The 12122-nt window shown below is 61.7% G+C and carries 11 protein-coding genes and 1 rRNA gene; 4 read left to right on the top strand and 8 right to left on the bottom strand.

Annotated elements, in window-relative coordinates:
* Positions 1 to 221 precede the first annotated feature (221 nt).
* The 6 genes from trpC to rpe form a co-directional block, all read right to left on the bottom strand.
* Entirely contained in the window at positions 222 to 1007 is a 786-nt protein-coding gene (gene trpC, locus VL598_RS13865; RefSeq protein WP_325327304.1) for an indole-3-glycerol phosphate synthase TrpC, read from the bottom strand.
* Positions 1008 to 1055: 48 nt separating this feature from the next.
* Positions 1056 to 2087: an anthranilate phosphoribosyltransferase gene (gene trpD / locus VL598_RS13860; RefSeq protein ID WP_325327303.1), complete on the bottom strand. Its 1032-nt coding sequence runs from the start codon at positions 2085 to 2087 to the stop codon at positions 1056 to 1058.
* A 37-nt stretch (positions 2088 to 2124) separates the two neighbouring features.
* On the bottom strand, positions 2125 to 2715 hold the full coding sequence (locus VL598_RS13855; RefSeq protein WP_325327302.1) for an aminodeoxychorismate/anthranilate synthase component II: 591 nt from the start codon (positions 2713 to 2715) through the stop codon (positions 2125 to 2127).
* A gap of 14 nt (positions 2716 to 2729) precedes the next feature.
* The gene (gene trpE / locus VL598_RS13850) at positions 2730 to 4223 is read right to left on the bottom strand and encodes an anthranilate synthase component I (protein WP_325327301.1); all 1494 of its coding nucleotides are present in this window, start codon (positions 4221 to 4223) and stop codon (positions 2730 to 2732) included.
* Positions 4224 to 4555: 332 nt separating this feature from the next.
* Entirely contained in the window at positions 4556 to 5287 is a 732-nt protein-coding gene (gene gph, locus VL598_RS13845; protein WP_325327300.1) for a phosphoglycolate phosphatase, read from the bottom strand.
* Positions 5288 to 5309: 22 nt separating this feature from the next.
* Entirely contained in the window at positions 5310 to 5996 is a 687-nt protein-coding gene (gene rpe, locus VL598_RS13840) for a ribulose-phosphate 3-epimerase (protein ID WP_325327299.1), read from the bottom strand.
* A gap of 213 nt (positions 5997 to 6209) precedes the next feature.
* Here rpe and apaG point away from each other — a divergent pair, with 213 nt between their 5' ends.
* On the top strand, positions 6210 to 6584 hold the full coding sequence (apaG, locus tag VL598_RS13835; protein WP_325327298.1) for a Co2+/Mg2+ efflux protein ApaG: 375 nt from the start codon (positions 6210 to 6212) through the stop codon (positions 6582 to 6584).
* Positions 6585 to 6602: 18 nt separating this feature from the next.
* Entirely contained in the window at positions 6603 to 7727 is a 1125-nt protein-coding gene (locus VL598_RS13830; protein ID WP_325327297.1) for a murein transglycosylase A, read from the top strand.
* Between the two features lie 192 nt (positions 7728 to 7919).
* Here VL598_RS13830 and paaG read toward each other — a convergent pair whose 3' ends face one another.
* Positions 7920 to 8711, bottom strand: coding sequence for a 2-(1,2-epoxy-1,2-dihydrophenyl)acetyl-CoA isomerase PaaG (gene paaG, locus VL598_RS13825; RefSeq protein WP_325327296.1), 792 nt, complete (start codon positions 8709 to 8711; stop codon positions 7920 to 7922).
* Between the two features lie 175 nt (positions 8712 to 8886).
* Complete coding sequence (gene paaN / locus VL598_RS13820) at positions 8887 to 10596, bottom strand: phenylacetic acid degradation protein PaaN (RefSeq protein WP_325327295.1); 1710 nt, start codon at positions 10594 to 10596, stop codon at positions 8887 to 8889.
* A gap of 141 nt (positions 10597 to 10737) precedes the next feature.
* On the opposite strand from paaN, the gene VL598_RS13815 reads away from it, so the two are divergent.
* Together VL598_RS13815 and VL598_RS13810 are read left to right on the top strand one after the other, a co-directional pair.
* On the top strand, positions 10738 to 11514 hold the full coding sequence (locus VL598_RS13815; protein ID WP_325327294.1) for an enoyl-CoA hydratase: 777 nt from the start codon (positions 10738 to 10740) through the stop codon (positions 11512 to 11514).
* Between the two features lie 493 nt (positions 11515 to 12007).
* Positions 12008 to 12122 (top strand): 16S ribosomal RNA (locus tag VL598_RS13810); the annotation flags it as partial.

Genomic DNA, 12122 nt, shown 5'->3' with positions numbered 1-12122 from the left:
TGTTGTCGAGGGGGATCTCACGCCCTGCGTCCCCGGCACGTTTTGCCAAGTATCGCGCGGCGGCGTCGGCTTGTTCGGGCGGCAGCGCGAGCTTGATTTCGCGTTCGATGCTCATGGATGAATATGAATGCTCTGCGTAGTGGGGTGTTCGGGGGTGTTTGCGGTCATCGACCGATGGCCAGCCCAAGGGCGGATGACGGCCAAGCCCCTCGCGGCGGAAGTCAGAAGAACATGCGCGCCAACTCGGCACCGGGATCGTCGGCGCGCATGAACGCCTCGCCGACGAGAAACGTGTGCACGGATTGTTCCCGCATACGCTCGACGTCGGCGCGAGACAGAATGCCGGATTCGGTGACGACGATACGGTCCGCCGGCACCTTTTCGAGCATGCCAAGCGTCGTTTCGAGCGACGTTTCGAACGTGCGCAGGTTGCGATTGTTGATGCCGATAAGCGGTGTTTTCAGCGTCAGCGCCTCGTCGAGCTCCTTGTCATCATGGACTTCGACGAGTACGGCAAGCCCGAGGGAGTGCGCGAAAGCTTCGAGATCGCGCATCTGTGGCGTGGTCAGTGCGGCAGCGATGAGCAGGATGGCATCCGCACCCATCGCACGTGCTTCGACGATTTGATAGGGGTCGATGATGAAATCCTTGCGTAGCACCGGCAAATTGCACGCGGCGCGGGCTTCCTCAAGGTACGCCGCGCTGCCCTGAAAGAACTGCACATCAGTGAGCACGGACAAACACGCGGCGCCGCCGCGTTCATAGGAGCGTGCGATATCAGCTGGCACGAATTGCTCACGCAGTACGCCCTTCGAGGGGCTCGCCTTCTTGACTTCAGCGATGACGGCTGGCTGACCGGCCACATGCTTCGCGCGCAGTGCACCAATGAAGTCGCGCGAATCGCGAAGAGACGCATCGAGCCGTAACTCCTCGAGCGGCGCACTCGATTGCGCGGCCCGCACTTCGTCCCGTTTGACGGCGATGATGCGTTCGAGAATGTCGCTCATGAGAGATGCCTCTTTGTGTTTGCCCAATGCAGTAGTGCTTTGTGCGGCTTAGTGCTGGAACTGCTGCGTAAATCGGGCGAGTTCGTCGACCTTGGCGCGTGCGCGGCCCGATGCAATGGCTTCGCGCGCGATCTGGATGCCGTCGCCGATCGATGCTGCCGCGTTCGCTGAGTAGAGCGCGGCCCCCGCATTGAGTGCAACGATTTCGCGCGCCACGCTCGGCCGGTTCTCGAGCGCTGAAAGGATAAGCGCTTTGGATTCCTCGGCATCGCGCACTTTCAACGTGCGATTCGACGCCATTTGCAAACCGAAATCTTCCGGGTGGATCTCATACTCGCGGATTTCGCCGTCGCGCAGCTCGCCCACGAGCGTTGTCGCGCCGAGGGAAACCTCATCCATGCCGTCTTTGCCGTAGACCACGAGCACATGTTTCGCGCCGAGCCGCTGCATGACACGGACTTGAATGCCGACGAGGTCGGGGTGAAACACCCCCATCAGCTGATTGGGCGCACCTGCGGGATTCGTCAGCGGCCCGAGAATATTGAAGATCGTTCGCACGCCGAGCTCCCGGCGCACCGGCGCGATGTTTTTCATCGCCGGATGATGGTTCGGCGCATACATGAAGCCCATGCCGGTCTCGGCGATCGATTGTGCGACTTGCTCGGGTGTGAGGTCGATCTTGACGCCCAGCGCTTCAAGGACATCCGCGCTGCCGGATTTGCTCGACACGCTGCGGCCGCCGTGCTTCGCCACCTTCGCGCCGGCCGCCGCAGTAACGAACATCGTGGCCGTCGAGATATTGAAGGTGCCCGAACCGTCGCCGCCCGTGCCGACGATGTCGACGAAGTTCGAGTTGTCCGCCACTTGAACGCGGTGGGCAAATTCGCGCATCACGGTCGCGGCTGCCGCAATTTCCCCGATGGTTTCCTTTTTGACGCGCAGGCCCGTGATGATGGCTGCGGACATGACCGGCGAGAGCTCGCCGCGCATGATGAGCCGCATCAAGTGCAGCATCTCGTCATGAAATATTTCGCGATGCTCGATCGTGCGCTGCAGTGCTTCTTGTGGAGTAATCGTCATGATTCGCCTAGCGTTCCGGCGTGGTGTGTTCGTCGGCTCAAGCGATGGCCGCCCGGGCCGCCTTTGCTGTTTTCAGAAAGTTCTCGAGCAGTGCATGGCCATGCTCGGATAGGATCGACTCGGGGTGAAACTGCACGCCCTCGACGGGAAGTGTTTTGTGGCGCACGCCCATGATCTCGCCGTCTTCCGTCCATGCCGAGATTTCAAGGCAATCGGGCAGCGCGTCACGCTCGATCGCGAGCGAGTGATAGCGCGTGACGTCGAAATGCTTCGGTAGATCGGCGAAGACACCTTTGCCGTCGGTTTCAATCCGGCTCACTTTGCCGTGCATGATTGTTTTCGCGCGAACGACGCGTCCGCCAAATGCTTCGCCGATGGCCTGATGGCCCAGGCATACGCCCAAGATCGGCTTGACACCCGAGAAGCGACGCAAAACGTCGAGCGTGATGCCCGCATGCTGTGGGTTGCTCGGCCCTGGCGACAGACAGATGCTGTCGGGATTGAGCGTCGCGATCTCGTCGAGCGTGATTTCGTCGTTTCGATAGGTGCGGACGTCTTCACCGAGTTCGCCGAAGTACTGGACGAGGTTATAGGTGAATGAGTCGTAGTTATCGATCATCAGCAACATGGTCTTGCTCCCGGTCAGAAGTCGCTGTCGAGGCCGTCTTGCACCTGTTCGGCGGCACGCAGTACGGCCCGTGCCTTGTTCTCCGTTTCCTGCCACTCCGATTCGGGCACTGAGTCGGCAACAACCCCCGCCGCCGCCTGCACATACAAATTGCCGTCGCGGATGATGCCGGTACGGATTGCAATCGCGAGGTCCATTTCACCGTTAAAGGAAAGATAGCCTACGGCGCCGCCGTACAGGCCTCGCTTCACAGGCTCCAGCTCATCGATGAGTTCCATCGCCCGCACCTTGGGGGCGCCGGAAAGCGTGCCAGCCGGAAAGGTCGCGCGCAGCACGTCGAAATTCGTCACGCCGGGCTTGAGCTTGCCCTCGACCGAACTCACGATGTGCTGCACGTGCGAGTACTTTTCGATGACCATCTTGTCGGTGACCGCGACCGTGCCCGTTTGTGCGATGCGGCCGACGTCATTACGGGCGAGGTCGATCAGCATCACGTGCTCGGCAATTTCCTTCGGATCGGCGAGCAGTTCGGTCGCGAGTTCGGCATCGCGCTCAGGCGTGTTGCCGCGCGGCCGTGTACCGGCGAGCGGGCGGATCGTGACGATGCGCTCGTCGCCGCGCTGCTCCTGTCGCACGAGAATTTCCGGCGACGCCCCGACGACGTGGAAGTCGCCGAAGTTGTAAAAGTACATGTACGGCGAGGGGTTCAGCGAGCGCAGCGCGCGGTACAGCGAGAGCGGGTTGTCGCGATAGGGCTTGATCAGGCGCTGGCCGACCTGGACTTGCATCAGCTCCCCCGCCGCGATGTACTCCTTTGCTCGCCGTACGGCGGCGAGATAGTCCTCGCGCGCGAACTCGCGGTAAATGTCGGTGCGCACGCTCGGCGACGTCACCGGCGGCTGCACCGTCGCGCGCAGGCGCTGGCGCAGTTCGCGTAGCCGCTGTTTGCCTCGTGCGTAGGCTTCGGGCGCCGACGGATCGGCGTAGACAATCAAATAGAGCTTGCCCGCGAGGTTGTCGATGACGGCGACTTCCTCCGTCAGCAGCAACTGGATATCCGGCAGGTTCAAATCGTCGCGCGGTGCCGTATGAGCCAGCTTTTTCTCGATGTAGCGGACGGCGTCATAGCCGAAGTAGCCGGCCAGGCCACCGCAGAACCGCGGCAGTCCCGGGCGCTGCGCTACTTTAAAGCGCGCTTGGAACTGCGCGATGAACTCAAACGGGTCGCCCTCGTGCGCCTCGACGACTTTACCGTCCTGCACGACTTCCGTAACGCCTTGGCGCGTGCGCACGAGCGTGCGTGCGGGCAGGCCGATGAACGAGTAACGCCCGAACCGCTCGCCACCGACTACCGATTCGAGCAAAAACGAGTTCTCGCCGCCGCGTTCGGCCTGCGCGAGCTTGAGATAGACGGAAAGGGGTGTTTCGAGATCGGCGAGTGCTTCAGCGATGAGCGGAATGCGATTGTAGCCCTCGCTGGCGATGGACTTGAATTCGAGTTCGGTCATGTTCCGATCCTGTTCGTGGACGGCGCTCGCATATCTTTGGGTTGACGGGTGCGAAGCGCGCAGCAAACCGTTGGAGCGCAAGCCCGTGCGTGCCTCGAGAGTCGGCTCAGCCGGAAAGTTCGGCTAGTGCAATAGGGGAGGCGCGGGCGCGCGGCGAATCAAAAAACGTTGCTGGGCAAGTGATCCAGCATACCTCGGGAGAGGTCAGTGCGACGAGCGACGCCAGGGCCAGGCTCCCCGGTCGATACTGCTCGGACTCCGTTTTTTGCTCAGAAACATGAGAAGAATGACTTGGTCGTCGACGATTGAAGCGTTGCTGACAGGGCTGGGCTTCAAAACAAGCTCGCATGATGATGCGAGATGAAAGCCGCTGCGGCCAGTAACGAGGGCACTATACCATCCGATTCGATCGCTTGTACAGCTCTGCCATGGTTGTAGCCATAGGGCACAGTCAACGTTGCCATGCCTGCTGCGCGGCCCGCGAGCGCGTCGTTTTCCGAATCGCCGATGGCCACTGCCTCATGCGGCGCCACGCCTAACGCCGCGCAGGCAGCAAGCATCGGTGCCGGGTCCGGCTTCTTTCGCGTGAAGCTGTCGCCGCCGAAGATGACTGAGAAATGCCGCGCAAGGCCGTACTTTTCGAGCAGCGCAACGGCGAAGCGGTGCGGCTTGTTCGTGACGCACGCGAGCTGCAAGCCGGCGTTGCGCAGCGCGGCAAGGCCGCTTTCCACGTCCGGGTAAAGGCGTGAGTGCCTTCCGTTGACGCTGGCGTAGTGAACCTGATAGGCGGCAAGTGCGGCATCGAACCGCGCTTCACCTTCCTCACGCGAAAAGCGCGCGCCGAGTACGCAGCGGATCAGGTGCTCCGAGCCTTTGCCGACATAGCCGATCACTTCGTCGCGCGTGACGGGCGGCGCGGCGCCCATCTCGGCAAGCATGCCATTGACGCCGGCGGTGAAATCGTCCGCCGTGTCAACCATCGTGCCGTCCAGATCCACGACGGCAGCTTTCAAACGCTGCCGCGCGAACCGGGGGGCTCCAAAGGGAGAAGGACTGCTCGTCATGTGCGGGCCGGACAGGCGAGCCTTAACTGCCGGAGACCTCGGCAAGCCGCGCCCTCATCTCGCTGATCACAGCGCGGTAATCCGGTTTGCCGAAGATGGCCGAGCCCGCGACGAAGGTGTCCGCTCCGGCCTGTGCGATTTCTGCGATGTTGTCGACCTTCACGCCGCCGTCGACTTCAAGATGGATTTCACGGCCCGTCTTTTCGCGATAGGCGTCGATCCGTGCGCGTGCGGCACGCAGCTTGTTGAGCGATTCGGGAATGAACGACTGGCCGCCGAACCCCGGGTTCACGGACATGATGAGCACGAGGTCAACCCGGTCCATCACATGATCGAGATAGTTGAGCGGCGTGGCCGGATTGAATACGAGCCCTGCCTTGCAACCCTGGTCGCGAATCAGCGAAAGCGTGCGGTCGATATGATCCGATGCTTCAGGATGGAAACTGATCAGATTTGCACCCGCTTTGGCGAAATCGGGCACGATACGGTCGACAGGGCGCACCATCAGGTGCACGTCGATCGGCACCTGCACGTGCGGTCGAATAGCCTCGCAAACAAGCGGCCCGATCGTCAGATTGGGGACGTAATGGTTATCCATCACGTCGAAATGGATCCAGTCGGCGCCCGCGGCGACGACGTTGCGGACTTCTTCGCCGAGCTTGGCGAAATCGGCCGAAAGAATGCTCGGTGCGATGCGAAATTGCGTCATGGCGCGTCTATGCTCGTTGCCGCGCGCGGTGCGCAGCAGGTGAAAGAGGGCATTTTACCGCGGCTGCCTTCGTTGCTGCTCGATGGCCGCGGTTGCGGGCGCTGGCGCCATCCCGCAGAATGCCTATCCATGAAAACAGGGACTCGCCCGTATGCGTCGCGAGCCTACCGAAGCGCAACCAAGCAGCTGAACAGAGAGCGGAACCAGAATCAGATGAGCCAGTATGAACTGAGCGTCTCGGCCAAGACGCGCTATTTGCCAGAGCAATCCGATCCGGAGCGTCGTCAATATGCGTTTGCGTACACGCTCACGATTCGAAACACGGGCCAAGTCCCGGCGCAGTTGATTGCACGTCATTGGATCATCACCGACAGCGATGCGAAGGCCCAGGAAGTCAAAGGCTTGGGCGTCATAGGGCAGCAGCCTTTGCTGCAGCCCGGCGAGCAGTTCGAATACACGAGCTGGGCGATCATCGCAACGCCCGTCGGCACCATGCGCGGTGAGTACTTCTGCGTCGCCGAGGATGGAGAGCGGTTCGAGGCACCGGTGGCCGAGTTCACGTTGCAGATGCCCCGTACGCTCCATTGATGGCAAAGGGTGAAGCGCATGCGGATTGAGCTCGGGGTGGCCGGACGGATCGCGGCCATGATTCTGTCGCTGACGCTGGCCGCATGCGGCGGCAGCACTTTTGTGTCCCAGACAACATCGATGTCGGGCCGCACCGGAACGATCCCGGGCGAACTCGCCTCGGCGCGTCTTACCCCTGTCGCTTGGCAGCAGGTGCCGGGCTGGGAGGACGATTCGCTGATCGGCGCCATCGCTGCCTTGCGCGAGAACTGCTTGCGAGTATCGAGGGAGACGCGGTGGCAGCGCGCCTGCGCCGAGGCGCAGCGGCTGGACGACCTCGACGTCGCGGGCGCGCGTACATTCTTCGAGACTTTCTTCACGCCCTACCAGTTCGCCAATCGCGACGGCACGGTGGATGGGCTCGTGACGGGCTACTATGAACCGCTGCTGCATGGTGCCCGAGCGCAGGGCGGTCCTTACCAATATCCGCTCTACCGCTGGCCTGCCGGCTACCGGTCCGGCAGTGTGCTGCCATCGCGTGCCGACCTCGAGCGTTCGGGCCTGCTCGCGAGCAACGAGCTCGTCTGGGTTGACGACCCGATCGAGGCGTTTTTCCTCCAGGTGCAGGGGTCCGGGCGCATCGTGCTTGAGGACGGCACGGTTATGCGTGTGGGTTTCGGCGGAAGCAACAACCAGCCGTATCGGTCGATCGGCAAGTGGCTGCTCGACCATGCGGAAATCACGCCCGCGCAGGCAACGATGCAAGGCATCAAGGCCTGGGCTCGCGCGAACCCTGCACGTGTTGACGAGCTGCTCGATACGAATCCGCGTTTTGTTTTCTTTCGCGAGATGCCGTCGTTCGACGGGGCCTTTGCAGGCGGAGATCAGGGGCCCATCGGAGCGCTCGGCGTGCCGCTCACGCCGCAGCGCTCGATCGCGGTCGACCCGGCTTCGATCCCGCTCGGCACGCCGGTTTTTCTGCAAACGACGCGCCCATTCACGAATACGCCGATGAACCGCCTGGTGTTCGCGCAGGATACCGGGTCGGCAATCAAGGGTGGTGTCCGCGCCGATTACTTTTGGGGCCTCGGCGACGATGCGGGGGATCTCGCGGGCAAGATGAAGCAGGTCGGGCGTATGTGGCTACTGCTGCCTAACTCCTGATCGGCCAGGGCTTCGCCTGTGCGTTTGCCTCGAGAAGTTCCAAGGCGAGCGCACGGCTGCGTGCATCGGCGGGTGCGTGACCCGCGCCAACGCGGGGGCAAGCTCACCGGCTGTCATACGTGCGGCACGCTTTGCCCAGAGAGGCTGGCCGCTTCGGTAATGCGGATTTGCCGCTTCCCAGCTCCAAACATTTCAGCACCCCTCGAAGCGCGCAATGCGTTTCTCGATGAACGCAGCTACGCCTTCGGCGTAGTCCCGCGAGGTGCCAAGTTCGCGCTGGAGATCCCGCTCGAGGTCGAGTTGTCGATCAAATGTTTGGCCGGCGCCCGCGTGCATGGCTTGTTTGATTGCCGCGATAGCGCGCGTCGGTTGTTGTGCGAGCCGCCCGGCGAGCTGGAGAGCGGCAGTGGCGAGTTCCTCGTCGTCTACAACTTGCCAGATGAGTCCCCACTGTTGCGCCTGGTCGGCGCCGAGCTTGTCACCGGTGATCGCGAGTCCCAGCGCGCGAGCCATGCCAATGCGCTGCGGCAGCAAAGCCGTTCCGCCCGAATCGGGTATCAGGCCGATCTTTACGAAGGATTGGACGAAGCTCGCGGAACGCGCCGCGAGCGTGATGTCGCAGGCGAGTGCGAGGTTCGCGCCTGCGCCCGCCGCGATACCGTTGACTGCGGCAATCACGGGTAGCGGCAGGGATTGCAGCCGTCTCACGAGCGGGTTGAACGTTTCATCGATGAGCGCGCCTAAATCGGTCATGGCTTCGGGCTGAAAGCTCACATCGGCTAGATCCTGGCCGGCACAAAAGCCACGCCCAGCCCCGGTCAATACGAGTGCGCGTGCTTTCGCCGCCGTGACTTCGTCGAGCCCCGAGCGCAATTCGGCATGCATGTTGCGCGTGAAGCTGTTCAGCTTGTCAGGCCGGTTTAGCGTGATGGTGGCCACCTGCGCGGATGCGTCAATGTCGACGCGGATCGTTTCATACGGCATCGAGACTCTCCTTTTCCCGCTTCATTGCGCGATTGCCTTTCGGTGCGAAGGCGGGCGCGCTAATGCACGAGCGCGATACGCCGGATGCGTGGATGACGGCCTGCTGAACAAGTGCCAGCAGGCCTGTACGACATGCTACCGACCGACCGGACGGCGATCCATTCGGCCGGTTGGCCTATGCCGACTGGCTAGCTTGAGCTTGGGCGGCAAGCGGAGGAACATGGGCCCTGCTTTGAACAACGCGAAACCGATTCGCGACGAAAGCGGAGTCGGTCAGTGCCGCATTTGCCGCAGGATTTGCGCCGGTCCCATGGAAATCCGAGAACGCTGCCGATTGATTGACGAAAACCCCGCCCGTGAGATTGACGGAAAGCGCCACGCCGCTCTTGATAGCAGCGTCGTACGCGCCCTCAACCGTGGCCTCGTTCGTGCTGTAGACGGAAAGCGTCAACGCTCCATGTTCGGCTGCGATCGATTCCGCGAGCTTGAGCGAGTGCGCCGTGGAATCCGTTGCAATGACGAACGAGATCGGTCCGAACCATTCGCTGCTGAAGGTGCGGATGTCTGCAATGGCGTCGAGTTGAAGCATGAGCGGGGTCAGCACGCGTGCGCGAGGAAAGGCGGGATGCTGGATCGATCGGCTCTCGACCAGCACGCGGCCGAGCGAACGCGCTTCATCGATGCGACGGGCCACGTCGTCGTTCTGGATGGCGCCGAGTATCTCGACGCCGCGTGCTGCGTCGGAAAGAAGCTTTTGCATGGCGTCGGCCAGCGCCTGGGCGACTTCCTCGAAGCTGGCATGCCCTTGCGCCGTACGGACACCATTGCGGGGGACATACATGTTTTGCGGCGCAGTGCACATTTGGCCCGAGTAGAGCGCGAGCGAGAAGGCAATATTTCGGGCGGCGGCGTGGAGATCGTCCACTGAGTCAAGGATGATCTGGTTGACACCGGCTTTTTCGGTAAACACATGCGCATGGTGGGCGTGACGTTCCAGCCAGGTGCCGTTCTGCATGCTGCCTGTGAAATCGATGAGCCTGATCGGCGGGCGCAACGCGAGCTCTTGCACGAGCGCTCCATCTTCGGGATCGGTTGCGAGCAGGGTTACCACATTGGGGTCGAAGCCTGCTTCGCGCAGAACGTCGCGGGCGATGCGCACCGTAATCGCGAGCGGCAAGATGGCGCCAGGGTGTGGCTTCACGATGACGGCATTACCGGTTGCGAGGTCTGCGAAGAGGCCTGGGTAAGCGTTCCACGTGGGAAAGGTGCTGCAGCCGAGGACGAGCCCGATGCCGCGGGGCACGATCGTAAAGCGCTTTTTCATTGCAAGCGGAGGGTTTTTGCCTTGAGGCTTCTCCCAATAAGCCTCGGCGGGGACGCGGCGCAACTCGGCCCAGGCGCAGGCAATAGCCTCGAGCGCCCGATCCTGCGCGTGCGGCCCGCCAGCCTGAAACGCCATCATGAATGCCTGACCGGTAGTGTGCATGACGCTGTAGGCTATTTCGAAGCTGGCGCGGTTCAGGCGCGCGACGATTTCGAGGCTGACGCCCACCCAAGTTTCTGGGCCTGCTGCACGCCATGCACGCTGAGCGGCTGTGGCCGTCTCGATCAATGCATCGACGTCGGCCTTGGGGTAGCGAATGCCGAGTGCGAAGCCGTAGGGCGAACGCTCGGCGCCGACACTGCCGCCGTTGCTCGGCTGATCGAGAGAAAACGCGTTGTTGAGATGGGCGTTGAACGCCCCCTCGCCATGCTCATTGCTGCCTTCCCCGTACACTTTCGGGCTAGGCATTTCGGCAAAAGGACTCCAGTAGCCGCGCGTTTCGATGGCGGCGAGCGCATGCTTGAGCGTGTCTTCGTGCTTCGCAAAAAGAGGGTGTCTCATAGCAGTATCGGTGCTGGGATCGTGGTTGAGAGAGGGATGGTGGGTTAATTAACCGACCGGTTGGTTGGTAAATGTTAGCATCGTTCTCGGTGGCGTACTGCGGCCTTTTCGATGTGTGGGGCAAACCATAGGAGGTTGTAGATGGCGTACGAGAACATTGTTGTCGAGACGCGCGGGCGGGTCGGCTTGGTCGTATTGAATCGTCCGCAGGCGTTGAACGCGCTTAACGACGCGTTGATGGACGAACTCGGCGTTGCTCTGGAGGCGTTCGATACCGACGAAGGAATCGGGGCGATCGTGTTGACGGGCAGCGAAAAGGCGTTTGCCGCTGGCGCCGACGTCGGAATGATGGCGAACTACAGCTATATGGACGTGTACCGGGGCGACTACATTACCCGGAACTGGGAGGCCGTGAGTTCGATTCGCAAGCCGATCATTGCGGCCGTTGCGGGGTTTGCGTTGGGCGGCGGGTGCGAATTGGCGATGATGTGCGACATCATTTTTGCTGCGGATACGGCTAAGTTCGGCCAGCCCGAAATCAAGCTCGGCATCATGCCGGGGGCGGGCGGCACACAGCGGCTGCCGCGCGCTGTCTCGAAAGCGAAAGCGATGGACATGTGTTTGACGGCCCGCTTGATGGACGCGGCGGAGGCCGAGCGCGCCGGGCTGGTGTCGCGCGTCGTCCCGGCTGCCTCGTTGCTCGATGAGGCGATAGCCGCTGCATCCACGATTGCGGCGTTCCCGCTGCCGGCCGTCATGATGATCAAGGAGTCAGTGAACCGCGCGTACGAAGCCCCTCTTGCGGAAGGGGTGCGCTTCGAGAGGCGGCTGTTCCATTCGCTGTTCGCGACAGAGGATCAGAAAGAAGGCATGGCCGCGTTTATTGAGAAGAGAAAGCCCGTCTTCAAGCATCGATAAAGGTGTTTGAATTTTCCTCTTGCAACGCACATCGAACGCGCCTAGAATCACGCTCCTTCGCGCTTCCCGGCAACGGTGGCGCGAGGAGAAGCGGGACGCAGGAAGTAGGCGGCGGGCCGTAGGCGGCATGCGGGTTGAGCAGTAGCGAGCATGTGTCGGTCGACGGCGAAGCAAGCGATGATGAATAAAACGCTTGACGCCGGACGAAACAGTCTGCATAATCTCGTTTCTCTGCTGCTGACGCAGCAACGCAAAACGACGCAGCGCCGAACGGTAGTCGGTTCAGTGCGCGACAGTTGAGCGACGCGATCTTTAAAAATTTACAGCCGATAAGTGTGGGCGCTTGATGGCGACGCACGGTGACCTTGGTCACTGCTAGCGAAAGTATCAAGAGTCTCACACAACAGTAAGTCAGGTTAGTGAAGCAATTCACAACCTGTCAGCTTTGAGTGAGCGACCGATTCTTAATTGAATCGAAAACAGTAACAGGTTTGAACTGAAGAGTTTGATCCTGGCTCAGATTGAACGCTGGCGGCATGCTTTACACATGCAAGTCGAACGGCAGCGCGGGGGCAACCCTGGCGGCGAGTGGCGAACGGGTGAGTAAT

Source organism: Trinickia sp., from assembly GCF_035492435.1.
Taxonomy (GTDB): Bacteria; Pseudomonadota; Gammaproteobacteria; order Burkholderiales; family Burkholderiaceae; genus Trinickia.
This window is presented reverse-complemented; position numbering and strand designations above follow the sequence as displayed.

Coding starts and splice junctions, on each gene's coding strand:
- trpC (WP_325327304.1), bottom strand. CDS start 1,007: ATGAGCGACATTCTCGAACGCATCATCGCCGTCAAACGGGACGAAGTG.
- trpD (WP_325327303.1), bottom strand. CDS start 2,087: ATGACGATTACTCCACAAGAAGCACTGCAGCGCACGATCGAGCATCGC.
- VL598_RS13855 (WP_325327302.1), bottom strand. CDS start 2,715: ATGTTGCTGATGATCGATAACTACGACTCATTCACCTATAACCTCGTC.
- trpE (WP_325327301.1), bottom strand. CDS start 4,223: ATGACCGAACTCGAATTCAAGTCCATCGCCAGCGAGGGCTACAATCGC.
- gph (WP_325327300.1), bottom strand. CDS start 5,287: ATGACGAGCAGTCCTTCTCCCTTTGGAGCCCCCCGGTTCGCGCGGCAG.
- rpe (WP_325327299.1), bottom strand. CDS start 5,996: ATGACGCAATTTCGCATCGCACCGAGCATTCTTTCGGCCGATTTCGCC.
- apaG (WP_325327298.1), top strand. CDS start 6,210: ATGAGCCAGTATGAACTGAGCGTCTCGGCCAAGACGCGCTATTTGCCA.
- VL598_RS13830 (WP_325327297.1), top strand. CDS start 6,603: ATGCGGATTGAGCTCGGGGTGGCCGGACGGATCGCGGCCATGATTCTG.
- paaG (WP_325327296.1), bottom strand. CDS start 8,711: ATGCCGTATGAAACGATCCGCGTCGACATTGACGCATCCGCGCAGGTG.
- paaN (WP_325327295.1), bottom strand. CDS start 10,596: ATGAGACACCCTCTTTTTGCGAAGCACGAAGACACGCTCAAGCATGCG.
- VL598_RS13815 (WP_325327294.1), top strand. CDS start 10,738: ATGGCGTACGAGAACATTGTTGTCGAGACGCGCGGGCGGGTCGGCTTG.